Annotated in this window: 23 protein-coding genes; 17 read left to right on the top strand and 6 right to left on the bottom strand. The window is 56.3% G+C overall.

What is annotated here, in order from left to right; all coding sequences use genetic code 11:
- From B2W52_RS02330 to B2W52_RS02255, 16 genes are all read left to right on the top strand, one after another.
- Window positions 1–259 (top strand): RsmG family class I SAM-dependent methyltransferase (locus tag B2W52_RS02330; RefSeq protein WP_286801110.1); only part of this gene is annotated, 259 nt, incomplete at its 5' end.
- A gap of 50 nt (window positions 260–309) precedes the next feature.
- Window positions 310–1104 (top strand): ParA family protein, encoded by a 795-nt coding sequence (locus tag B2W52_RS02325; RefSeq protein WP_008172572.1) that lies wholly within the window; start codon window positions 310–312, stop codon window positions 1102–1104.
- A gap of 60 nt (window positions 1105–1164) precedes the next feature.
- Window positions 1165–2040 (top strand): ParB/RepB/Spo0J family partition protein, encoded by an 876-nt coding sequence (locus B2W52_RS02320; RefSeq protein WP_039881967.1) that lies wholly within the window; start codon window positions 1165–1167, stop codon window positions 2038–2040.
- Window positions 2041–2312: 272 nt separating this feature from the next.
- On the top strand, window positions 2313–2711 hold the full coding sequence (locus tag B2W52_RS02315; RefSeq protein WP_008172578.1) for a F0F1 ATP synthase subunit I: 399 nt from the start codon (window positions 2313–2315) through the stop codon (window positions 2709–2711).
- Between the two features lie 19 nt (window positions 2712–2730).
- Window positions 2731–3603: a F0F1 ATP synthase subunit A gene (gene atpB, locus B2W52_RS02310; protein WP_008172580.1), complete on the top strand. Its 873-nt coding sequence runs from the start codon at window positions 2731–2733 to the stop codon at window positions 3601–3603.
- Between the two features lie 75 nt (window positions 3604–3678).
- A complete protein-coding gene (atpE, locus tag B2W52_RS02305; RefSeq protein ID WP_012138088.1) occupies window positions 3679–3936 on the top strand; it encodes a F0F1 ATP synthase subunit C in 258 nt (85 codons plus the stop codon).
- Window positions 3937–4005: 69 nt separating this feature from the next.
- Window positions 4006–4476, top strand: a complete 471-nt coding sequence (locus B2W52_RS02300; RefSeq protein ID WP_008172587.1) for a F0F1 ATP synthase subunit B — start codon at window positions 4006–4008, stop codon at window positions 4474–4476.
- Between the two features lie 15 nt (window positions 4477–4491).
- On the top strand, window positions 4492–5028 hold the full coding sequence (locus B2W52_RS02295) for a F0F1 ATP synthase subunit delta (RefSeq protein WP_008172588.1): 537 nt from the start codon (window positions 4492–4494) through the stop codon (window positions 5026–5028).
- 28 nt (window positions 5029–5056) lie between these two features.
- Window positions 5057–6601, top strand: a complete 1545-nt coding sequence (gene atpA, locus B2W52_RS02290) for a F0F1 ATP synthase subunit alpha (protein WP_008172590.1) — start codon at window positions 5057–5059, stop codon at window positions 6599–6601.
- Between the two features lie 75 nt (window positions 6602–6676).
- On the top strand, window positions 6677–7540 hold the full coding sequence (gene atpG / locus B2W52_RS02285; protein WP_008172593.1) for a F0F1 ATP synthase subunit gamma: 864 nt from the start codon (window positions 6677–6679) through the stop codon (window positions 7538–7540).
- 55 nt (window positions 7541–7595) lie between these two features.
- Window positions 7596–8990: a F0F1 ATP synthase subunit beta gene (gene atpD, locus B2W52_RS02280; protein WP_008172594.1), complete on the top strand. Its 1395-nt coding sequence runs from the start codon at window positions 7596–7598 to the stop codon at window positions 8988–8990.
- Window positions 8991–9037: 47 nt separating this feature from the next.
- On the top strand, window positions 9038–9460 hold the full coding sequence (locus B2W52_RS02275) for a F0F1 ATP synthase subunit epsilon (protein ID WP_008172596.1): 423 nt from the start codon (window positions 9038–9040) through the stop codon (window positions 9458–9460).
- A gap of 149 nt (window positions 9461–9609) precedes the next feature.
- Window positions 9610–10974, top strand: coding sequence for a bifunctional UDP-N-acetylglucosamine diphosphorylase/glucosamine-1-phosphate N-acetyltransferase GlmU (gene glmU / locus B2W52_RS02270; protein WP_008172598.1), 1365 nt, complete (start codon window positions 9610–9612; stop codon window positions 10972–10974).
- Window positions 10975–11004: 30 nt separating this feature from the next.
- Window positions 11005–12837, top strand: a complete 1833-nt coding sequence (gene glmS / locus B2W52_RS02265; protein ID WP_273073046.1) for a glutamine--fructose-6-phosphate transaminase (isomerizing) — start codon at window positions 11005–11007, stop codon at window positions 12835–12837.
- Window positions 12838–12971: 134 nt separating this feature from the next.
- Window positions 12972–13394, top strand: coding sequence for a PDDEXK family nuclease (locus B2W52_RS02260; RefSeq protein WP_273073045.1), 423 nt, complete (start codon window positions 12972–12974; stop codon window positions 13392–13394).
- A gap of 475 nt (window positions 13395–13869) precedes the next feature.
- Window positions 13870–14937, top strand: a complete 1068-nt coding sequence (locus tag B2W52_RS02255) for a BMP family ABC transporter substrate-binding protein (protein WP_273073044.1) — start codon at window positions 13870–13872, stop codon at window positions 14935–14937.
- Between the two features lie 71 nt (window positions 14938–15008).
- Here the strand turns inward: B2W52_RS02255 and B2W52_RS02250 are convergent, their stop codons facing one another.
- On the bottom strand, window positions 15009–16370 hold the full coding sequence (locus B2W52_RS02250) for an amidohydrolase family protein (protein WP_273073043.1): 1362 nt from the start codon (window positions 16368–16370) through the stop codon (window positions 15009–15011).
- 533 nt (window positions 16371–16903) lie between these two features.
- Between B2W52_RS02250 and B2W52_RS02245 the strand changes: the two genes are divergently transcribed.
- Window positions 16904–17935 (top strand): isopenicillin N synthase family dioxygenase, encoded by a 1032-nt coding sequence (locus B2W52_RS02245; protein WP_273073042.1) that lies wholly within the window; start codon window positions 16904–16906, stop codon window positions 17933–17935.
- A 62-nt stretch (window positions 17936–17997) separates the two neighbouring features.
- Here B2W52_RS02245 and B2W52_RS02240 read toward each other — a convergent pair whose 3' ends face one another.
- From B2W52_RS02240 to xdhC, 5 genes are all read right to left on the bottom strand, one after another.
- A complete protein-coding gene (locus B2W52_RS02240; protein WP_273073041.1) occupies window positions 17998–19200 on the bottom strand; it encodes a urate hydroxylase PuuD in 1203 nt (400 codons plus the stop codon).
- 3 nt (window positions 19201–19203) lie between these two features.
- A complete protein-coding gene (gene guaD, locus B2W52_RS02235; protein ID WP_273073040.1) occupies window positions 19204–20595 on the bottom strand; it encodes a guanine deaminase in 1392 nt (463 codons plus the stop codon).
- Complete coding sequence (gene uraH, locus B2W52_RS02230; RefSeq protein WP_273073039.1) at window positions 20595–20939, bottom strand: hydroxyisourate hydrolase; 345 nt, start codon at window positions 20937–20939, stop codon at window positions 20595–20597. The genes guaD and uraH overlap by 1 nt, the downstream gene beginning before the upstream one ends.
- Window positions 20936–21436 (bottom strand): 2-oxo-4-hydroxy-4-carboxy-5-ureidoimidazoline decarboxylase, encoded by a 501-nt coding sequence (gene uraD, locus B2W52_RS02225; RefSeq protein WP_273073038.1) that lies wholly within the window; start codon window positions 21434–21436, stop codon window positions 20936–20938. Before uraD ends, uraH begins: the two co-directional genes overlap by 4 nt.
- A partial coding sequence (gene xdhC / locus B2W52_RS02220; RefSeq protein WP_286801108.1) for a xanthine dehydrogenase accessory protein XdhC occupies window positions 21433–22238 on the bottom strand: 806 nt, incomplete at its 5' end. The genes xdhC and uraD, both read right to left, overlap by 4 nt.

Below are 22238 nucleotides of genomic sequence, written 5' to 3'. Positions count from 1 at the left end.
GGAAGATTGCAATCCTCCGGAACCCTTCAGCCAGATCAGCAGCCGAGCCTTTACCGCGCTCGAGAATCTGGTGAGCTGGTGCGGTGATCTGTTGGCAAATGAGGGTGAGTTCCTTGCCATGAAAGGTCAGTTTCCGGATGATGAAGTGTCTGCCCTTCCGGCTGGCTGGCAGGTAACATCCAGCCATTCCCTGGACGTACCGGGCGCCGATGGCGACCGCCACCTGCTGGTGATCGCCCGGACCGTGAATTCCCGGTAGTTTGGCAGTCCAATTTCTGAACCGGTAACCCATAAACAAGGAGGCAGGACATGGCGCGCGTGATTGCAGTGACCAATCAGAAAGGCGGCGTGGGCAAAACCACCACCTGCGTCAACCTTGCTGCCTCCCTGGCCGCCACCAAGCGTCGGGTGCTGCTGGTGGATATGGATCCCCAGGGCAACGCCACCATGGGCAGTGGTGTGGATAAAAACGCCCTGGAACTGTCTGGCTACGACATGCTGACCAAGCGCGCCAGTGCCGCCGAGGTGATCATTCCCGCCGAGGCTTCCGGCTTCGATATCCTTCCGGCCAACGGTGACCTGACGGCGGCCGAAGTGGAACTGATGAACGAAATTGGTCGCGAACACCGCCTGAGACTGGCGTTGAACACCGTTCGTGATAATTACGATTACATCCTCATCGATTGTCCACCATCGCTCAGCCTGTTGACGGTGAATGCCCTCTCGGCGGCAGACTCTGTGCTGATTCCCATGCAGTGCGAGTACTACGCCCTTGAGGGGTTAGCGGCGCTGATGAACACCGTTGAGCAGATTCAGGAAACGGTCAATCCGAATCTGCAGGTGGAAGGCATTCTGCGTACCATGTACGACCCTCGCAACAGCCTTACCCTGGACGTTTCCGGCCAGCTGAGCGAGTACTTTGGCGACAAGGTGTATCGTGCAGTGATTCCCCGCAATGTCCGTCTGGCCGAGGCCCCCAGCTATGGGGTTCCGGCCCTGAAATACGACCGCGCCTCCAAGGGTGCGATCGCCTACCTGGCCCTGGCCGGCGAAATGGTACGCCGCCACGGTTCAAAAAAGACATCCGCGCCGGTTGCGGTGTAACATACCGCCCTGTCACTCACTTAAGCACAACGATATTCAACGGGAAGAATGACTGACACCATGGCGGCGAAGAAACGAGGTTTGGGTGAACGTGGACTGGGCGCCCTGCTGGCGGGCTCCAAGGTCAATCTTGACCAGGAGCTGAAAGACCACGACGGTGAGCTCCGCGAAGTTCCCATTGATCTGATCCAGCGCGGCCGGTACCAGCCCCGGCGCGACATGGATCCCGCCGCCCTGCAGGAACTGGCAGATTCCATCCGCCAACAAGGCGTGATGCAGCCGGTGGTAGTTCGTCCCATCGCTGAAGGCCGTTACGAGCTGATCGCCGGTGAGCGCCGCTGGCGGGCCACCCAGATGGCCGGCCTGGACAGCATCCCTGCCATCATCCGGGATGTCCCCGATGAAGCCGCCATCGCCATGGCGCTGATCGAGAACATCCAGCGTGAGAACCTCAATCCCATTGAAGAAGCTTTCGCTCTTCAGCGCCTGCAGGACGAGTTTGGCCTGACCCAGGCCCAGGTGGCCGAAGCCGTGGGCAAATCCCGTACGACTATTACCAACCTGCTTCGACTGATCGGTTTGTCCGAAGACGTTCGTATTATGCTCGAGCATGGCGATCTGGAAATGGGCCATGGCCGGGCAATGCTGACCCTGGCGCCGGAACTGCAGATGCAGGTGGCCAAACAGGTGGTGGCCAAATCCCTGTCGGTTCGCCAGACTGAAGCCCTCGTACGACGGGTGCAACAGGAAACACCGGACAGCAAATCCCGGAAAAAGGGAGTGGTGGACCCCAACATTCGCGCGCTCCAGGATGACCTGGCGGAGCGATTGGGTGCACGAGTGTCCATCGATCATGGCCAGCGTGGCAAAGGCAAGCTGGTGATCGAGTACAGTTCCCTCGACGAACTCGACGGCATCCTGGGCCACATCAAATAAAATCGTCGGGGTTTTGTGGGTCGTCCGACCCCCCTACGAAAGTTCGTATCTGGTTACGTACACAACATGTAGTGGTGAAAAACTGAACGGCCGTCTATTTGTGACGAAAATTGCCAAAACCCAGTTATTACGCCGCTTTTGACGGATCAGCCGGTTCCCGGTTTTGTTGATTCGTGCACATTGAACACATATAATCTGCGGCGCTCGTGTCGGTGTATTTGCTTACTTTTTAAACGACATCGACCGAAAAGCACCGTACTTCCGGAACGAACATGACGAAGGCAGCTTCAGGCGGCATTGGCCGTCCACCCATCGCACGATGGTTTGTTATAGAGAGTGTGGTACTTGTCTTCGTCAGCCTGGCGTTTCTCTTGCGAGGCGAGGTTTCCGGTTATTCAGCGCTGCTGGGTGGACTTATCTTTCTGATCCCCCATGGTTATTTTGCGCTCAAGGCATTCCGCTACGCCGGCGCGCGGTCTGCCAAGAAGATCATGACGTCTTTTTATCAGGGTGAGGCCGGCAAGCTCATCCTGTGCGCCATCCTCTTCACGATGGTGTTCAAATGGATTCAGCCGCTTGATATTGCGGCACTTTTTTTAACATTTGCGATCATGCTGGTCACCAACTGGTTGACACCGCTTCTGGCGGGCAGCAATACGCAGCAAAGCTAACTGGACCTGGGAAACCGTTATGGCAGGAAGTGCATCCGAATATATCCAGCATCACCTCCAGAACCTCACCTACGGTAAACTTCCGGCAGGCTATGAGCGTGCCGACGGTACCGTACTTCAAGATGCAACCTGGACGCTGGCTCACACCGGCAGGGAAGCATCCGACATGGGCTTCTGGGCTCTGCACATCGATTCACTGGGCTGGGCAGTCGCCCTCGGTGCCCTGTTCCTGTTTATTTTCCGCTTGGCCGCCAAGCGCGCCACCTCAGACCAGCCCGGCGGGCTCCAGAACTTTGTTGAAGTGATGGTTGAGTTTGTCGATCAGAGCGTCAAGGAAACCTTCCACGGCAAGAACAAGGTGATTGCGCCGCTATCGCTGACCATCTTCTGCTGGGTATTCCTGATGAACCTGATGGACCTGGTGCCGGTAGACTTCCTGCCCCAGCTGTTCCACCTGATGGGTCTGGAATACATGAAGGTCGTTCCGACTACGGATGTAAACGTAACTCTGGGTATGTCCCTGTCCGTATTCGCTCTGATCATCTATTACAGCCTGAAAGTGAAGGGCGTGGGTGGCTTCGTTGGTGAGCTGACCCTGCACCCCTTCTCTTCAGACAACCTGTTCCTGAAGATTTTGCTTGTCCCGATCAACTTCCTGCTGGAAGGCGTGAGCCTGATCGCCAAGCCGATCTCACTGGCGCTGCGTCTGTTCGGTAACCTGTACGCAGGCGAGCTGATCTTTATCCTGATTGCACTGCTGCCGTTCTGGGCACAGTGGGCACTGTCTGTACCCTGGGCGATTTTCCACATTCTGGTTATCACCCTGCAGGCATTCATCTTTATGATGTTGACGATCGTGTACCTGAGCATGGCTCACGAAGACAGTCACTGATCGGACACCATTAAGCCGTAGTTCTAAACCCTAAACCCTTAAACTGAAAAACCTAACTGAAAACTGGGAGTTATCATGGAAACTGTAGTTGGAATGACCGCTATTGCCGTTGCACTGCTGATTGGCCTGGGTGCCCTGGGTACTGCGATTGGCTTTGGTATCCTCGGTGGCAAGTTCCTGGAAGGCGCTGCGCGTCAGCCGGAAATGACCCCGATGCTGCAGGTTAAAATGTTCATCGTTGCAGGTCTGCTGGACGCCGTAACCATGATCGGTGTTGGTATCGCACTGTTCTTCACTTTCGCCAACCCGTTTGTCGGCCAGATCGCCGGTTAATCGAGTCGCCAGAGCCGGGGTTTTGCCCCGGTCAGATGATTCTTAACAAAACAGGCGAGAGGTGAAGACGTGAACATTAATTTGACGATGATTGGTCAAGCCATCGCGTTCTTTATCTTTGTCGTCTTCTGCATGAAGTACGTGTGGCCGCCAATCATGGCCGCACTGCAGGAGCGTCAAAAGAAGATCGCTGACGGACTGGCTGCCTCAGACCGCGCTGCGCGCGATCTGGAACTGGCTCAGGAAAAGTCAGCTCAGGAACTGCGTGAAGCCAAGCAGCAAGCTGCTGGTCTGATTGAACAGGCCAACAAGCGCGCGGCCCAGATTGTGGAAGCATCCAAGGATGACGCCCGCAAGGAAGGCCAGAAGCTGATTGAGCAGGCCAAGGCCGAAATTGAACAGGAGCGGAATCAGGCTCGTGACGCTTTGCGTGCAGAAATTGCCAGCATTGCCGTTGCCGGTGCCGAGAAGATCCTGGAAACCTCTGTCGATGCCTCCAAGCACAACGAGATGTTGGAAAAACTGGCGGCAGAACTTTAAACGACGAGGTTCATCATGGCAGAACTGAGAACGCTGGCCCGTCCCTACGCAAAGGCAGCATTTAGTGCCGCTCAGGAGCATGAACAGCTGGCTGAGTGGTCCAAGGTGCTGACGATCGCCGGGCAGGTCACCGCGAACAAAGACATTCGACAGCTTCTCGCGAATCCGGGTCTGGAAGAGCAGAAGAAGGCTGAACTGATTCTGGAGGTCGCTGAAGATGGCGTCACCGATCAGGTCCGCAACTTTTTCGCTGTACTGGCTGAAAACCGCCGGCTGACTCTTCTTCCTGAGATTGCAGCGCTCTTCAACACGTACCGGGCTGATCTGGAGCGCACTGTTGATATCGAAGTTACCGCGGCTTTCGAGCTGACGGACGAACAGCAACAGAAGCTCGCCCAGGCACTTTCGAAGAAACTCGAGCGGCAAGTGTCACTCGCAGCGTCATTGGACAAGTCTCTGATTGGCGGCGTGATTATTCGCACCGGCGATCTGGTCATTGACGCATCTGTACGCGGAAAGCTGACCAAGCTGGCCGACGCTCTGGGCTCCTGATTTCAGCACAAGGTTTGAGGATATTGGCATGCAGCAACTGAATCCATCCGAGATCAGTGACATCATCAAGAAGAGAATCGAGAAACTCGACATCTCTTCCGAAGCAAAGAACGAAGGTACGATCCTGTCGGTATCCGACGGTATCGTGCTGATCCACGGTCTGGCCGACGTTATGTACGGCGAGATGATTGAATTTGCCAACGGCACGTTCGGCATGGCTCTGAACCTGGAGCGTGATTCCGTTGGTGCGGTTGTGCTGGGTGACTACGAAGATCTGGCTGAAGGCCAGAAAGTTCGTTGCACCGGCCGCATCCTGGAAGTACCGGTTGGTCCGGAACTGATGGGCCGTGTGGTCGACGCTCTGGGTAACCCCATCGACGGCAAGGGCGACCTCGGTACCGACCTGACCTCTCCGGTCGAAAAGGTTGCACCGGGTGTTATCGCTCGTCAGTCCGTTGATGAGCCGGTTCAGACTGGTCTGAAGGCAATCGACACCATGGTGCCGATCGGTCGCGGCCAGCGTGAGCTGATCATCGGTGACCGTCAGATCGGTAAGACCGCTGTCGCCATCGACGCGATCATTAACCAGAAAGACACCGGCATCAAGTGTATCTACGTTGCCGTCGGTCAGAAGCAGTCTTCCATTGCCGCCGTTGTGCGCAAGCTGGAAGAGCACGGTGCCATGGATCACACCATCGTGGTTGCCGCCGGTGCCGCCGATCCTGCAGCGATGCAGTTCCTGGCTCCGTACTCCGGTACCTCCATGGGTGAATACTTCCGTGACCGTGGTGAAGACGCCCTGATCATCTATGATGATCTGTCCAAGCAGGCTGTGGCTTACCGCCAGATCTCCCTGCTGCTGCGTCGTCCGCCAGGCCGTGAAGCATACCCGGGTGACGTATTCTACCTGCACTCCCGTCTGCTGGAGCGTGCGTCCCGTGTTAACGCTGATTACGTTGAGCAGCTGACCAACGGTGAAGTGAAAGGCCAGACCGGTTCCCTGACCGCTCTGCCGATCATTGAAACCCAGGCTGGTGACGTATCCGCGTTCGTACCGACCAACGTAATCTCCATTACCGACGGTCAGATCTTCCTGGAAACCAACCTGTTTAACTCCGGTATCCGTCCGGCGATGAACGCCGGTATCTCCGTATCCCGGGTAGGTGGTTCGGCCCAGACCAAGATCATGAAGAAGCTCGGCGGTAACATCCGTCTGGCTCTGGCCCAGTATCGTGAACTGGCCGCTTTCGCACAGTTTGCTTCCGACCTCGACGAAGCAACCCGTCAGCAGCTTGAGCACGGTCAGCGTGTAACGGAACTCATGAAGCAGAACCAGTACAGCCCGATGTCTGTGGCTGAAATGGGTACGGTTCTGTTCGCAGCCAACGAAGGCTTCCTGGACGACGTTGATGTCGACAAGGTAGTGAAGTTTGAAGCGCAGATGCTCGACTGGATGCGCTCCGAGCAGAAAGACCTCCTCGACAAGATCAACGAGAAAGGCGATTACAACGACGAAATCGCTGCCGGCCTCAAAGCTGCACTTGAGAAATTCAAGACCACTCAGAGCTGGTAAGAAAACGGGCCTGCGGCAATTGTCGCGGGCCGCTTTTCGTAGCAACGAGTGTCTAACTTGAGAAGGCAGTGAGTTATGGCCGTCGGCAAAGAAATACGTAACCAGATTTCAAGCATCAAGAGCACGCAGAAAATCACCAGCGCCATGGAAATGGTGGCTGCGAGTAAAATGCGTAAGGCTCAGGAACGCATGCAGGCAACTCGCCCGTATGCCGACAAGATGCGTCAGGTGATCGGGCACATTGCCAAGGCGAATGCTCAGTACAAGCACCCGTTCATGGTCGAGCGCGAGGTAAAGCGCGTGGGCTATATCGTGGTGTCAACTGATCGTGGCCTCTGTGGTGGTCTGAACATCAACCTGTTCAAAGCGCTTGTCCGTGAAATGAAAGCGTGGAAAGAAAAAGGAGTGGAAACCGATCTGTGCGCCATCGGGCAGAAAGGGGCTTCCTTTTTCCGGAGCTACGGCGGCAATGTCGTCGCGGCGCTGACCCATCTGGGGGACAGCCCGAGCTCTGAAAAACTCATCGGCAACGTCAAGGTTATGCTGGATGCGTTCTCGGAAGGCAAGATCGACCGTCTTTATGTGGTCAGCAACGAGTTCGTCAACACCATGACCCAAAGCCCGAAGGTCGAGCAGCTTCTGCCCCTGCCTGAGAGCGAAGACGAAGAAGAGATCAAGAACCAGTGGGATTATCTCTACGAGCCCGATGCCAGGCAGATCCTCGATGGCCTTCTGCCACGTTTTATTGAATCCCAGGTGTACCAGGGTGTGGTAGAAAATCTGGCATGTGAACAGGCAGCCCGGATGATCGCCATGAAGAGCGCAACTGATAACGCCGGTAGCATTATCGACGAGCTTCAGCTGGCTTATAACAAGGCGCGTCAGGCAGCCATTACCCAAGAGATATCGGAGATTGTGAGCGGCGCCGCTTCGGTCTGATCCGACCCACAATCCAACTGGTTTTATTGACTATCAAGATAACGAGGAACCGAGCATGAGTAGCGGACAAATCGTTCAGATCATTGGCGCGGTTATCGACGTGGAATTCCCACGTGACTCCGTACCCAAAGTATATGACGCACTGCTGCTTGAAGGTGGCGAAACAACTCTGGAAGTCCAGCAGCAGCTGGGTGACGGCATTGTTCGTACCATCGCCATGGGCAGCACCGAAGGCCTGAAGCGTGGCCTGAAAGCAGAAAACACCGGCAACCCGATTTCGGTACCGGTTGGTACCCAGACTCTGGGCCGTATCATGGATGTTCTGGGTCGTCCTATCGACGAAGCCGGCGAGATCGGCGAAGAAGAGCGTTGGGCGATTCACCGTAAGGCACCGGGCTATGCCGATCAGGCAGCGTCTGCGGACCTGCTGGAAACCGGCATCAAGGTTATCGACCTGATCTGCCCGTTCGCCAAGGGTGGTAAGGTTGGCCTGTTCGGTGGTGCCGGTGTTGGTAAAACCGTAAACATGATGGAGCTGATCAACAACATCGCGAAAGAGCACTCCGGTCTCTCCGTATTCGCAGGTGTTGGTGAGCGGACCCGGGAAGGTAACGACTTCTACTACGAAATGAAGGAGTCCAACGTTCTCGATAAGGTTGCCATGGTTTACGGCCAGATGAATGAGCCCCCCGGAAACCGTCTGCGTGTGGCCCTGACCGGTCTCACCATGGCCGAGAAGTTCCGGGACGAAGGTCGTGACGTACTGTTGTTCGTCGACAACATCTACCGTTACACCCTGGCAGGTACCGAAGTATCCGCACTGCTCGGCCGTATGCCGTCTGCGGTAGGTTACCAGCCGACTCTGGCTGAAGAGATGGGTCAGCTGCAGGAGCGTATTACCTCCACCAAGAACGGTTCCATCACGTCCATCCAGGCGGTATACGTACCGGCGGATGACTTGACTGACCCGTCGCCTGCAACCACCTTCTCGCACCTGGATGCTACCGTTGTACTGAGCCGTGACATCGCTTCCAAGGGTATCTACCCGGCGATCGATCCGCTGGATTCCACCTCTCGTCAGCTGGATCCGCTGATCATCGGTCAGGAGCATTACGAAGTGGCCCGTGGCGTGCAGACCAACCTGCAGCGCTACAAGGAGCTGAAAGACATCATCGCCATCCTGGGTATGGATGAACTGTCAGAAGAAGACAAGCTGACTGTAGCCCGTGCCCGTAAGATCGAGCGTTTTCTGTCCCAGCCGTTCCACGTTGCTGAAGTATTCACCGGTTCCCCCGGTAAGTACGTTTCCCTCAAGGAAACCATCAGCAGCTTTAAGGGCATCCTGAATGGCGACTATGATGAACTGCCCGAGCAGGCGTTCTACATGGTTGGTACCATTGAGGAAGCGGTCGAGAAAGCGAAGGAAATGAAGAGCAAGGCAAAGAGCTAATCTGAGCCGACGCATTTGTTTCCGGATCGATCAAAGAGGCAACTGACATGGGTATGACCGTGCATTGTGATGTGGTAAGTGCCGAAACAAAGATCTATTCCGGATTGGTGGAAATGCTGATCGCAGCGGGCTCTGAAGGTGACCTGGGTATTGCCCCGGGTCACACCCCACTGCTGACCCAGCTGAAGCCGGGCCCTATTCGGATTATCAAGCAGGGCGGTGAGGAAGAAATTCTTTACGTGTCCGGCGGGTATCTGGAAGTCCAGCCCAATCTGGTGACTTTGTTGGCGGATACCGCTGTTCGTGCAAAGGATGTGGACGAAGCAGCCGCGCTCGAAGCTCAGAAAGAAGCCGAGAAAGCACTTGCCAACAAGACTGGTGAATTCGAGTACTCCCGTGCCGCTGCAGAGCTGGCCGAGGCTGTTGCCCAGCTTCGTACCATCCAGCAGCTGCGTAACAAAATGCGCTAAGCATTTCCGTTTCGGGTTTGCCGAACACCGAAGCCGCATCCTGAGCGGCTGGAAGACCAACGTGTTGCGTTGGCCGTCCGGCCCTGAAGGGTGCGGTTTTTTTATTTTCAGCATTCAGAGAGTAAACACTCCGGGAGCCTGACTTTTCCATGAGCCCGCTACACGTCGTCATTCTGGCCGCTGGCCAGGGTTCCAGAATGAAATCCGCACTGCCAAAGGTGCTGCATCCGATTGCCGGCCGCCCTATGCTTCATCACGTGATCGACACCGCCAAACAGCTTGGCGCCGAGAGGATCCATACGGTCATAGGTCATGGTGCTGACAAGGTTCGGGAAACCACCGATGAGGCCTCGGTAAACTGGGTCACCCAGAGTGAGCAGTTGGGTACCGGCCATGCTGTGGCTCAGGCCCTGCCGGATCTTCCCGATGACGCCCGTGTTCTTGTGCTTTACGGCGATGTGCCTCTGACTCGTCATGAGACGCTCGACGGATTGGTTGGGACACTTGATGACCACACCCTGGGTTTGTTGACCGTCACCATGGACAATCCCCAGGGATACGGACGGATTGTCCGGAGTGCTGATGGCGACGTGCAGTCGATCGTCGAGCAGAAAGACGCCTCTCCCGAGCAGCAGCAGATCCGCGAAGTGAACACCGGGATACTTGCGGTGTCGGCGAAACACCTGAAAACCTGGTTGCCGACGCTCTCCAACAGCAACGCCCAGGGCGAATATTATCTGACCGACATCATTGCCATGGCGGTGGAACAGGGTCTCCGTATTGCGGTGTCCCAGCCGGAGAATCCCTATGAAGTCCAGGGAGTCAACAATCGCCTGCAACTGGCTGAACTGGAACGCTGGTTCCAGCGCCAGCAGGCTGACCGGCTGATGACAGAAGGAGCGACACTCGCGGACCCCTCCCGGATAGATGTCCGTGGCGAGCTGAGTATCGGCAATGACCTCTGGATTGATGTGAACGTGGTATTCGAGGGCAAGGTCAGCCTTGGCAGTAATGTATCCATTGGCCCCGGTTGCGTCATCAAGGACGCCACCATTGCAGATGGCGCGGAGATCAAGGCCAACAGCGTGATTGAAGGGGCCGTAATTGGCGCCAGCGCCCAAATCGGGCCGTTTGCACGTATCCGGCCGGGCACGGAACTGGCGGCCAACACCAAAGTGGGCAACTTCGTGGAAACCAAAAAGGCCATTGTGGGTGAGGGCAGCAAGATCAACCATCTCAGCTATGTGGGTGATGCCTCACTGGGCCGTAATGTGAATGTGGGTGCAGGAACCATCACCTGTAATTATGATGGTGTGAACAAGTACCGGACGGTGCTCGGCGATGGTGTTTTCGTAGGTTCTAATTGTTCGCTGGTCGCCCCGGTTACCGTTGCGGCCGAGGCCACCATTGGCGCAGGATCGACCATAACTCGCGACGTTGCCGACCACGAGTTGGCTGTCGCACGGGGCCGGCAGCGCAATATCGCCGGTTGGGAAAAGCCGAAGAAACACTGATACAAACGATCAACAGACAGGTAGAACAGCATGTGTGGAATTGTAGGCGCGGTTTCGGAAAGGGACGTTCAGGGTATCCTTCTTGAGGGTCTGCGCCGTCTGGAATACCGGGGATATGATTCGGCCGGTATGGCCGTCATCGGTGGCGACCACAGTGTCCAGCGCGCTCGTGAAGTGGGCAAGGTAGCCGCCCTGGCGGAAGCTATGGAAGCTAATCCCCTGGCAGGCCAACTGGGCATTGCCCATACCCGCTGGGCAACCCATGGCGAGCCCTCTCAGATCAACGCCCATCCGCACATGTCCGGCGACCGGCTGGCTATTGTCCACAACGGGATCATCGAAAACTATCAGGAGCTGCGTGAAGAATTGCGGGCTGACGGTTTCGAGTTTACGTCCCAGACCGATACCGAAGTCGTCGCGCACCTGATTGAGAAACACTACCGCACACTGGGTAATCTCCATGATTCCGTGCGTTCGGCGATCGCCCGTTTGCGTGGAGCCTATGCCCTGGCGGTGGTACACGCCGACGAACCGGAGCACCTCGTGGTATGCCGTGAGGGCAGCCCCCTGGTCATTGGTGTGGGTATTGGCGAAAACTTCATCGCGTCTGACCAGCTGGCGCTGCTGCCAGTGACCGACCGGTTCATGTTCCTGGAAGAAGGCGATATCGCCGATATCCGAAAGGACGCCATTGCCATACTCGATCGCGATGGCAGCCCCGTCGAGCGGGAGGTAACCCGCTTTGAGCACGGCACCGACTCGGCGGATAAGGGCGAGTACCGTCACTTCATGCTCAAGGAAATCTACGAGCAGCCGAAAGTGATCAAGGCGACCATGGAAGGCCGGGTCACCAGGACCCGGGTACTGGAACAGGCCCTCGGGACCGAGGCTGCGAACCTCCTCGAAAACGTTCGTCACGTCCAGATCATTGCCTGTGGCACCAGTTACCATGCCGGTATGGTGGCCCGTTACTGGATTGAGGAGCTGGCGGGCGTTGCCTGTTCCGTGGAGGTGGCTTCCGAATTCCGCTATCGCAAACACGTGATCCAGCAGGACACCCTGTTCCTCTGTATTTCCCAGTCCGGCGAAACCGCCGATACCCTGGCGGCCCTGCGTCAGGCGAAAAAAGCAGGATTTCGGGCAGCATTGGCCATCTGTAACGTGCCGGGCAGCTCCCTGGTTCGCGAATCCGACCTGGTGATCATGACCCAGGCAGGACCGGAAATCGGCGTGGCCTCCACCAAGGCATTCACCACCCAGCTCACGGCATTGCTGATCTTTACCCTGGCTCTGGCCCGTCAAAATGGGCTGCCCGAGGAGCAGGAAGCTGAAATCGTCGAGGCCCTTCACCTCGTGCCTGGCCAGGTCAGCGATGTGCTGGCACTGGATGGCGAGATCGCCGAAATGTCCAAGGCATTCATGGATAAGAACCACAGCCTGTTCCTGGGCCGCGGTTCCCAGTTCCCGGTGGCTCTTGAAGGTGCCCTCAAGCTCAAGGAAATCTCCTACATCCACGCCGAGGCCTATCCTGCCGGCGAGCTCAAGCACGGCCCCCTGGCCCTGGTCGACAGCGAAATGCCAGTGGTCACTGTCGCTCCCAACAACGACCTGGTTGAGAAGCTGAAATCCAACCTGGAAGAGGTCCGGGCCCGCGGCGGTGAACTGTTTGTCTTTGCTGATAAAAAGGCTGACGTCAAAGCGGAAGAGGGCCTGCACGTGATGCAGATTCCGTCAGTGCATCCGATTACCGCGCCGATCGTGTACACCGTGCCACTGCAGCTGCTGTCCTACCATGTGGCTGTGTTGAAGGGTACCGATGTGGACCAGCCGCGGAACCTGGCCAAGAGCGTCACTGTAGAATAGCCCCACAGGCCAGCAAGGCGTTGATGTCAGAGGACATTATAGTTTGATAAATACCATTAAAGTTTGACCATTTACATTAAAGTTTGATCAAAAAAGGCCCCCTGCTATTCTCAGATTAGCAGGGGGCTTTTTTTATGACAGACACTGATAAACCGATTAATCCGAAGCACGAAAAGTTACTCAAAACTCGCGGCCGGGGAAGAGGTAAAGACTACGAGCCGTTCATCAAAGTTCATGAGATCAGCAGCTCAGGTGAGAGCGTGCGAATCCGTAGTGCTTCGGTCGGAAGAGTTCATCACTTACTGTCTCGTATCGAGCTTCTCGCCTTCCTGGTCTTTGATCAATTCGAACAAACGATCGATATACGGGAACAATACCCCCTCCCGATAAACGACACTCTCGATATCTGTTCACGATTAGGCATCAGGCATCCACAGATCCATGGCGGACTGACAGTTGTATCCACTGATCTGTTGGTTGACCTGTCGCCCATTTGCTCCGATTTAGTATTGGATAGCTATACAACTGACGGGACTTACCCCGGTAGACAGCGTTAAGTGGCCGGCCGCGTTTTAAATCGGTTTAAGGTGTTGCCTTGTCGGAGACTGGGTTGAATCGATCGATCCGATCCTAAACGAGTAAGCCCACATGAGACCTAAAAATTTGGACACAGAATGAGATTGCAAGATTCCTCAAAAGTGGCCATTGGTTCGTCCTGCAATGGGTGGATCACACTGCCCGGCCGGCACCAAAGAATACCGTTAATCCCGCCTCGAATTTGGTATCCGAGAGCATGTCAGACTTTCAGTTGTAGTTGACGCTCGCGAAAGTACACGAGTCGAAGAGGTGCAGTCTGAGCAAACTGGTCCAAGTTGGTGCCTTGTAGTTCGAGGTGCAGGGTAAATTTTCCATAAAAGCTTTTTAAAACAGAGTTATACAAAACCTGAGCAGTTGGCCAGCTTTTTGCTGTGTTCGTGTTGTAAGCGATTCAAACTAAAACGCGAAACGAGAGAAACGCTCAGGAGAGTATCCATGAAACTAAAATCTAGTCTGGTACTTGCTGCCACACTAAGTATGTCCATGTCCGCGGTGGCAGAAGATCCCATGAAGGTTGGCTTCGTCTACGTTGGTCCCATCGGGGATCACGGCTGGAGCTATCAGCATGACCTGGGTCGTCTGGCTCTTGAAGAGCATTTTGGCGATAAGGTGGATACCACCTATGTGGAGAACGTGAGTGAGGGTGCTGACGCTGAACGCACCATTCGGCGTCTGGCCCAGGCCGGCAATGATGTGATCTTCACCACCTCCTTCGGATTCATGAACCCGACGGCTCGGGTAGCAGAGCAATTTCCCGACGTTACCTTCCTGCATGCCACGGGGTATAAGCGCGGTGAAAACCTTGGCACCTATCTGTCCGTGACCTATGAAGGTCGCTATGTCACCGGAACAGCCGCTGGCCTGGTGACCGAAACGGATACCCTGGGCTATATTGCATCTTTCCCAATTCCCGAAGTAATTCGGGATATCAACGCTGTGTACCTGGGTGCCAAGGAGGTTAATCCGGACATTGAACTCAAGGTCGTTTGGGTCAACACTTGGTTCGACCCGGCGAAAGAGGCCGATGCAGCCAATGCCCTGATGGATCAGGGTGCTGACGTAATTGTTCAGCACACTGACAGTCCGGCACCGCTGATTGCGGCAGGCAAAAGGGGAAACTGGGGTGTCGGTCAGGCCTCTGATATGCGGAAGTTTGGGGGCGATGCGCACCTGTTGTCTGTGGTTAACGACTGGGCTCCCTACTATATCGATACCGTGCAATCGGTCATGGACGGTTCCTGGGAGCCGGCCGATTACTGGGGCGGCATCTCTGATGACGTGATTCAGGTGGTTGGTATCTCAGAGCGTCTGACCGATGAGCAACGCGCCAAAGTGGATTCGGTTATGAAGTCGATCGATGAGGGCGAGTTTCATCCGTTCACAGGCCCCTTGAAAGATCAGGCGGGCGAACTTCGAGTGCCTGAGGGCGTTTCCATGACCAAGGAAGAGCTGGCAGGTATGGACTGGTACGTTGAAGGCATGACCGCAACTCTGCCGCAGTAAAAGCCTGTGTTTTAACAAAAAACCGGCAGGTAATTAGAACGCCTGCCGGTTTTTTTATGGCCGTTGCCTGTTCAGGCGCTTTCCAGCAGTGCCGCAACGCTATTCCGGACGTTGCGTGTTAACTCCGATTCATCCAGACCGACGACACATCCATCGCTGACAATACGCTTGCCCTGTATAAAACTGTCTCGGACGTGCACAGGTTCACCACACATCAGCGGTGACATCAGCGGAACGTGCACCCCGGCAAAGCGGGGCTTATCAATGTCATACAGAACCAGGTCTGCGGCTTTTCCGATGGCCAAGCTGCCGGTATTCTCTAAACCCAGAATATCAGCGCCACTCTGACTTCCCCACTCAAGAACCTGTTCCAGTGTAGTAGCATCGGGCCCGTTTTTTGCCCGATGAATCAGCCAGGCCAGGTTCAGCTCCTGTAACATTGATCCGGATTCGGCCGAAGCCGAGCCGTCTACTCCCAGGGAAACGGGGACGCCGGCCTCACTCATTCTGATTACCGGCGCGATTCCGCTGCCTAGGCGGCAGTTCGAAGTGGGACAATGCGCTATGCCAGTCTTGGTAGCAGCAAGACGTTCGATAGTATGAGCGTCGCTGTGAACCAGATGCGCGTACCAGACGTCCTCACCCAGCCAGCCGCAGGATTCGGCATAATCAATCGCGCTCTGACCATATTTTTGACGGGCTTGGGTTTCGTCGAACGTCACCTCCAGCAAGTGCGAATGCATTTTCAGGCCGTTTGATCTTGCCCACGCTGCCTGGGCCTTCAGGCTATCCGGTGAACTTGAATGGATCAGGCTGGTCGGCGCCACGACCAGCTTTTTCATCGCGTCGCGCCCGGTCTGATGGTGCTTTTTTCGGGTTATGTCGAGGCGCTCAATAATCTGATCGACGGTTTCCGGCTTGATCCTGTGTTTAATCATGCCTTCATGGGAGCCGGTTTCCGTAGCACTACCCCGGCATAAAACCATGCGAATACCGAGTTCTTCGGCGGCCTGCCAGACCGTTTCTTCCAGCTCTGGGCTTGTGGTGCTGTGGTAAAGGTAATGATGATCTGCGCAGGTGGTGGTGCCGGAGCGGATCAGTTCATACAATCCAAGGCGGGCGGCGTGGTACATCAGTTCTGGCGTAACCTTTGGCCAGAACCGATAGGGGACACTGCTGAGCCACTCGCCAAGATTTTGGTTCAGTCCTCCCGGTACGCCTTTCATGATGGACTGGGCAAGGTGGTGGTGAGTGTTCACCAAACCTGGCCAGACCACGCAGCCAGAGGCATCAATGACTGTTTCTGGGGCCTCCTGTGTCGGGACCAGAGCATCGCCAAGCTCGGTAATGTATCCGCCCTGGATACGCAGATCCCGGGCATCTGGAAACTCGGTGGATGCGATTGCCACTGCGTTCTTGATAAGGTAATCCAATGGTTGCTCCTCTTGGTGTCTAAGAGCAATGTCCCGAGGTGTTGCGGGTATCGCGCGTTCCTCTGGCCGCTTCTACTCTTCTCAATAATGCATTCGCAGGACTGCTATGCAAGATTGCGTCCATTTTCTGACCGGTTGGTCAAATTGGGTTCCTGGGCCGTGGGCGCTTAATTTCGGGCACCCTGTTGGTGCGCCGCATCTGTAGGGTGCTCCTAAATAGTTCTTCCAAGGTACGCCTGAGCCCTATCCACGTGCTCAACTTCTTGAATTTCCAAGAGGTCATTGCTTCAGTTGTGTGGCACAAATGCTGCTTCCTTTCATTTGGCAGGTGAGGTTCCTTAGGGGATCACCTGCGAGTCTGAGTAGAAGCAGTCAGGAATCGCAAGAAAAGCGGTTTCGGGTCATTGCTCAGTCGTCGACCGGAAGAGCGTGCAGGCGCGGTTGGCGGCGATGGCTATGCTCTGCCTCCCGCACTCCCGCCTTGTCCGCTTCCGGATCTCGTTCTATTCATTGACGATATGCCGGGAGGCACAATGACCAAAACTGCAGAAAAATACGCCCTGAAAGAATTGAATCTGGAAACCACTTTTGGTGGCCTGGGCCGGGAGGTCGAAGGGGAAATACCCGTTATCGACCTTTCCGACTTCGATCGCCGACGGGAAGAGATCACTGACCAGCTTTGGCAAGCGGCCACCGACGTTGGCTTTTTCCAACTGTCCAACCACGGGCTTGAACTCGACCTGATCAAACAGGCGTTCAGCTTGTCCGAGCGTTTTTTTGCGTTGTCGGAAACCGGTAAGCAGCCTTATTCGCTGAAAAAAGGCCTGAATGCTGGTTGGGAGTTCAAGTCACAGGTACGGCCGTCCACTGGAACGGCGGATGATAAGGAGTCCTTCCAGATTACCCTGCCACATATGGATGGTCTTTGGCCCAACCAGACGGTGGTCCCGGAGTTTAACCGAGTTATGCTCGATTTCGAGCATCGCGCCTGGCAACTGGGTATGCAGGTGCTGTCGTGTTTTTCCGATCGCCTTGGCTTTGGGCGGGACTTCTTTGCCCGTGCTCATGATCGCAGCCAGGATGATTATCAGAGTACTCTCCGGCTGCTGCATTATCTGCCTCTGACCGACGACGTCCGTCTGGACGAGTCCATCTGGCGTGCTGGTGCCCATACCGATTTTGATTGCCTGACCATGGTGTTTCAGCAGGAGGGACAAGGTGGCTTGCAGGTCAGCCCCGGCAAGGATGCCGAAGGCAAGGGAGATAACCGGGAGTGGTTCAGTGTGGTGCCGAAAGAGGAGCGGATTACCTGCAATATTGGCGACATGCTGATGCGCTGGAGCGATGACCGTCTGAAGTCTACCCTGCACCGGGTCAGGATGCCGAAAGCGGGTGAATACAACGGCCCTCGATACAGCATGGCGTTCTTCTGCCAGGCGAACAAGAACCAGATTATTCAGGGGCCGGAAAAGAAATATCCGCCCATCTCTGCCCGGGATTATCTGTTGCAGCGGATTCAGGCGAATTTTGATGCCGCGGAAAAAGCGGCCGAAGCTCGAAAGTAAGCAGTCAGTAACGTCTGCAACCAGAAAGGGCCTCCCCCGAGAGGCCCTTTCTGGTTACCGAATCAGGGCTTGTTGGCCCGCAGCCATTGGCCCAGTTGTTGACGCTCCTCCTCGCTCATACCGGTCAGGTTACCCAGAGGCATGTAGTGGGAGTCTACTGCCACCTGATGCACTTTGTCGGCATGGACCGCCAGAAGCGAGAGGCTCTCCAGTTCAATACCCGCGGGCGGAGCCTGAAATGCCGGATGGCTGGGATTGCTGGCATGGCAGGCGGTGCAGTGGGTGTTCACGATGGTCGTTGCAGCCTGGTCGCTGATTATCGGAGTGTTGGTGTTGGCTGTATTGGTTTGAGTGCTTGGCGCGATAATCCAAATCAATGCAAAAGTCAGCATAGCCACAACAACCAGTATCCAGGGACGGTTGATATCCCTGTGCCGCAGGTTGAAATAATGCCTTGCAAAGGCGGTAATGAATCCGATGGCGGCGAGAACAGCCCAGCCATGGGGGTGGCCATAGAGTAGTGGATAATGGTTGCTGATCATGATGAAGATGATCGGCAGAGTCAGGTAGTTGTTGTGAGTAGAGCGCAGTTTGGCCAGAGTGGCCAGGCGGGCGACCTTCTCATTCGCCTCTTCCCCTGCCCGTACCGAAGCCACTAGGGCGCGCTGGGAAGGCATGATGCCCAGAAAGACGTTGGCGACCATGATGGTCCCGATAATGGCGCCAACATGAATATAAGCGCCGCGTCCAGAGAACACCTGGAATAGCCCCCAGTCGACCAGTACCAGAATGCCGAACAGTATGAGCGCAAACGCTTTGCCTTTATCGGCAAGAGGACTGCGGATCAAAGCCTCGTAGATTACGAGTACCACCGCAATGCTGCCCAGCCCGATCGCGATGGCTGCGCCGCGGCTCAGGTCCGCTTTGGATGGGTCGATCAGATAGGCAGGCGACCCCATGTAGTAGACGACAAACAGTAGTGCCAGACCGCTGAGCAGGGTCGAATAGGCTTCCCACTTGAACCAGTGTAGTTCCCGGGGCATTGCCTTGGGACCCAGTTTGTATTTGGCGACTTCGTAAAAACCACCGCCGTGAATGGCCCAAAGGTCACCCTTGATGCCCTCCTTTTTCTTCCACTCCGGTGGTTCCCGCAGGTGGTTGTCCAGCCAGATGAAATAGAACGAAGCGCCAATCCAGGCAACTCCGGCAATGACATGAAACCAGCGGACCAGAAGGGACAGCCATTCACTGAGATAGGCTTCCATGGCTCAGGCTCCTTGAGTGAAATGAGTGGATTTGAGTGAGGAAGGCGCGATGGTTGCGCTTGCAGCCTGATAGCGTATTTCGCCAGCTACGATGGTAGCGGTAATTGCCCGGTCGTCTCCCAGGATCATCAGGTTGAACAGGGTTTCGAAGGGGGTGCGCGCGTATTGCCGCTTCATGGCCAGCTGAGGTGTTCCGCCCGGATCAAGGACCACGAAGTCTGCATGGCACCCTGGTTGGAAACTGCCGGTCTGCTGGTCCTGATGCAGTGCCCGGGCATTGCCAAGTGTGGCGAGGTAAAACGCCTGCCAGGGCGTCAAGGTCTGGCCGCGAAGCCGGCAAACCTTATAGGCCTCGGCCATGGTGGCCAGCATGGACAGGCTGGTACCTCCGCCAACGTCAGATGCCAGTCCGACCGTCACTCCGGCTTCGCGGGCTTCCTGAAAGTCGAACAGTCCGCTGCCGAGAAAAGTGTTGGAGGTGGGGCAGAAGGCGATGCGGGTGCCGGTCTCTGACAGTCGTTTGCGGTCGACGTCGTCAATATGGATGCCGTGTGCCAGAATGGTGTGATCTCCCAGCAGGCCATAGTGATCATAAACGTCCAGATAGCTAGAGCGCTCCGGGAACAGTTCACGGATCCACTCGATTTCGCCTGTATTCTCCGCCCAATGGGTCTGCACCATGACATCTGGATGCTGAGCGGCCAGCTTACCGGCGAGCGACAGCTGTTCAGGGGTCGAAGTGGCCGCAAACCGAGGTGTGATCGCGTAACGTTGCCTTCCGTGCTTGTGCCAGGTGTTCAGCAGTTCGAGGCTGTCGTCGTAGCTGGCCTGGGCGGTGTCTTTGAGGTTTTCGGGGGCGTGGCGATCCATCATCGTCTTGCCGGCGGTCAGCGCCATCCCCCGTTGTTCGCCAGCCTCAAACAGGGCGTGCACCGATTCCGAGTGGGACGTGCAGAAAACCAGGCCCGAGGTGGTGCCGTAGCGCAGCAGCAGGTCGGTAAACCGGCTCGCTTCGGCCCGAGCCCAGTCTATATCGCTGAATCGCGCCTCGTGCGGAAAGGTGTAGGTTTCCAGCCAGTCCAGTAACTGGGCACCGTAACTGGCCATAACCCCGAGCTGGGGCATGTGTACGTGGGTGTCGATAAAACCGGGCAGGATCAACTGGTCTTTCCAATGGGTCACCGGGGTGCTCTCGGGTAACCGGTTTAACCATTCGTTGGCATCACCGGCTACAAGCACCTTACCCTGATGCAAGATCAGGAGACCGTCCTCGAAGAGGGCCACACTGCCTGCAGCCGGCTTCGGTTCGTTGCCCGGATCTTCCAGAAAATGGAGCAACGTGCCCCGGTGGGCCTCACAGCCTTGCGGGAGGTGTGGATCTGTCACATTAGTCATCAGCTCCCCCGATACGTTGAATAGCCCCACTGATTCAGCAGCAGGGGAACGTGGTAATGTGCGTCAGGATCTTTGACCCTGAAATCTAGGCAGACCTCGGGGAAGAAGGTGTCCATCCCGCAGCCTTCGTACCAGTCTCCGGTCGCAAACCGGAGCTGATAGTGGCCGGCCTCAATGGCGGTATCGAACCAGTTCATCACTCGGCCATCGGCATCGGTGGTCCCGCTGGCAATGGCGGTATGATTCTGGTCATGGACCCGGTAGAGCCTGACCGCGACACCGGCCGCAGGCTGGCCGCTGCCCAGATCTAGAATGTGAGTAGTAATGGGGCTTTTAGTACTCATAGCAGTTTCTCCAGTCGCAACTCGGTAATCTTTGCCTGTTCTTTGGCTGCGTTCTTAAGTTCTTCGGAGCGGCTGTTGGGCAGGCGGGCTTCCAGCAGCTCCAGCATTTCGCTGGCCGATTTGCCGGAGGCGCAGATGATGAAAATGAAACCGAACTTCGCGAGGTACGCGTCATTACCGGCCTTGAGGCGCTGCAGAACATTCTCGGAGGCCGTGCTGGCTCCGACCTGTTCGCCACTGGCCATGGCCTTGGTGCTGGCGTATTTTGCACGCAGGCTGTTGACGTCTCCGATCTTCGGATGAGCTTCAAAGGCGTCGAGCCAGTCTTGCTCGGTCAGCTCTGGCCAGAGTTCATGGCTACGGGATAGGAGGGCTTCAGGGCTGGCATAGGGTCGGGCGTCCAGCATTCCCTGAATCCAAGGATTCGCCGCGCAGCAGTCCCGGAACCGGGCTTCGGCTTCCTCGGGGCCTAGGGAGTTGAGTGCTTCAATGGTCATTCGGTTGTCTCTTTCGCATCGGTGTTCTGGATCAGCCCCCGGAGTTGATGCCAGGGCAGGCCTCGTCGAGCGGAGGTTGTCTGGTGGGGTGTGGTCAGGATCAGTAATTCGGCACTGATCGAGACGGCCACTTCCATCGGCCGTTTGCCCGGGACATCAGGATGGCCTACTGGGCAGCGGAGGGTGTTGATGGCATCGGCACTGAAGCCCCGGTGGTCCAGACGCTTGCGGAATCGATCCGCCTTGGTTTCTGATCCGATCAGGCCCAGCCCCGCGCAATTTCCGGCGGTTAGTAGAGCGCGACATAGGTCGAAATCCAGCTGGTGATTGTGGGTCAGGATCAGAACCTGTTTTCCCGAGCACAGGTCAGGCGCATCACCAACGGGATCATCGGTGTGGTGGACATGGACATTGACGGGCACATCGGACGGGAACTGGTCAAAACGCTCGTCCACCCAGGTGATTCGCCAGGGCAGCTCGGCCAGGATGGTGACCAGCGCCTTGGCGACATGGCCGGCACCGAACAGCACCAGTTCCTGCTCAGATCCCGGGTGCGCTTCCAGCAGCACAGAGACGCTGCCGCCGCAACACTGGCCAAGGCTGGCGCCCAGCGGGAAGTGCGCCAGGTCGCTGGTATAGTCCCGACGGGCGAGCCTTTCCCGGGCCTGCTGGCAAACCCGGTACTCCAGGTGCCCGCCGCCGATAGTGTCGTAACTGTGTTCACCGGTGACCACCATCTTGCTGGCGGGTTCCCGGGGGACCGATCCGGTCACGCCCAGCACAGAAATCAGGACATAGGGCT

The sequence above is a fragment of the Marinobacter sp. UBA2498 genome (genome assembly GCF_002341575.1).
Classification (GTDB): Bacteria; Pseudomonadota; Gammaproteobacteria; order Pseudomonadales; family Oleiphilaceae; genus Marinobacter; species Marinobacter manganoxydans.
This window is presented reverse-complemented; position numbering and strand designations above follow the sequence as displayed.

Excerpts from the sequence above, each read along its gene's own strand:
- B2W52_RS02325 (WP_008172572.1), top strand. The coding sequence starts at position 310 with ATGGCGCGCGTGATTGCAGTGACCAATCAGAAAGGCGGCGTGGGCAAA.
- B2W52_RS02320 (WP_039881967.1), top strand. The coding sequence starts at position 1,165 with ATGGCGGCGAAGAAACGAGGTTTGGGTGAACGTGGACTGGGCGCCCTG.
- B2W52_RS02315 (WP_008172578.1), top strand. The coding sequence starts at position 2,313 with ATGACGAAGGCAGCTTCAGGCGGCATTGGCCGTCCACCCATCGCACGA.
- atpB (WP_008172580.1), top strand. The coding sequence starts at position 2,731 with ATGGCAGGAAGTGCATCCGAATATATCCAGCATCACCTCCAGAACCTC.
- atpE (WP_012138088.1), top strand. The coding sequence starts at position 3,679 with ATGGAAACTGTAGTTGGAATGACCGCTATTGCCGTTGCACTGCTGATT.
- B2W52_RS02295 (WP_008172588.1), top strand. The coding sequence starts at position 4,492 with ATGGCAGAACTGAGAACGCTGGCCCGTCCCTACGCAAAGGCAGCATTT.
- atpA (WP_008172590.1), top strand. The coding sequence starts at position 5,057 with ATGCAGCAACTGAATCCATCCGAGATCAGTGACATCATCAAGAAGAGA.
- atpG (WP_008172593.1), top strand. The coding sequence starts at position 6,677 with ATGGCCGTCGGCAAAGAAATACGTAACCAGATTTCAAGCATCAAGAGC.
- atpD (WP_008172594.1), top strand. The coding sequence starts at position 7,596 with ATGAGTAGCGGACAAATCGTTCAGATCATTGGCGCGGTTATCGACGTG.
- B2W52_RS02275 (WP_008172596.1), top strand. The coding sequence starts at position 9,038 with ATGGGTATGACCGTGCATTGTGATGTGGTAAGTGCCGAAACAAAGATC.
- glmU (WP_008172598.1), top strand. The coding sequence starts at position 9,610 with ATGAGCCCGCTACACGTCGTCATTCTGGCCGCTGGCCAGGGTTCCAGA.
- glmS (WP_273073046.1), top strand. The coding sequence starts at position 11,005 with ATGTGTGGAATTGTAGGCGCGGTTTCGGAAAGGGACGTTCAGGGTATC.
- B2W52_RS02260 (WP_273073045.1), top strand. The coding sequence starts at position 12,972 with ATGACAGACACTGATAAACCGATTAATCCGAAGCACGAAAAGTTACTC.
- B2W52_RS02255 (WP_273073044.1), top strand. The coding sequence starts at position 13,870 with ATGAAACTAAAATCTAGTCTGGTACTTGCTGCCACACTAAGTATGTCC.
- B2W52_RS02245 (WP_273073042.1), top strand. The coding sequence starts at position 16,904 with ATGACCAAAACTGCAGAAAAATACGCCCTGAAAGAATTGAATCTGGAA.
- B2W52_RS02240 (WP_273073041.1), bottom strand. The coding sequence starts at position 19,200 with ATGGAAGCCTATCTCAGTGAATGGCTGTCCCTTCTGGTCCGCTGGTTT.
- guaD (WP_273073040.1), bottom strand. The coding sequence starts at position 20,595 with ATGACTAATGTGACAGATCCACACCTCCCGCAAGGCTGTGAGGCCCAC.
- uraH (WP_273073039.1), bottom strand. The coding sequence starts at position 20,939 with ATGAGTACTAAAAGCCCCATTACTACTCACATTCTAGATCTGGGCAGC.
- uraD (WP_273073038.1), bottom strand. The coding sequence starts at position 21,436 with ATGACCATTGAAGCACTCAACTCCCTAGGCCCCGAGGAAGCCGAAGCC.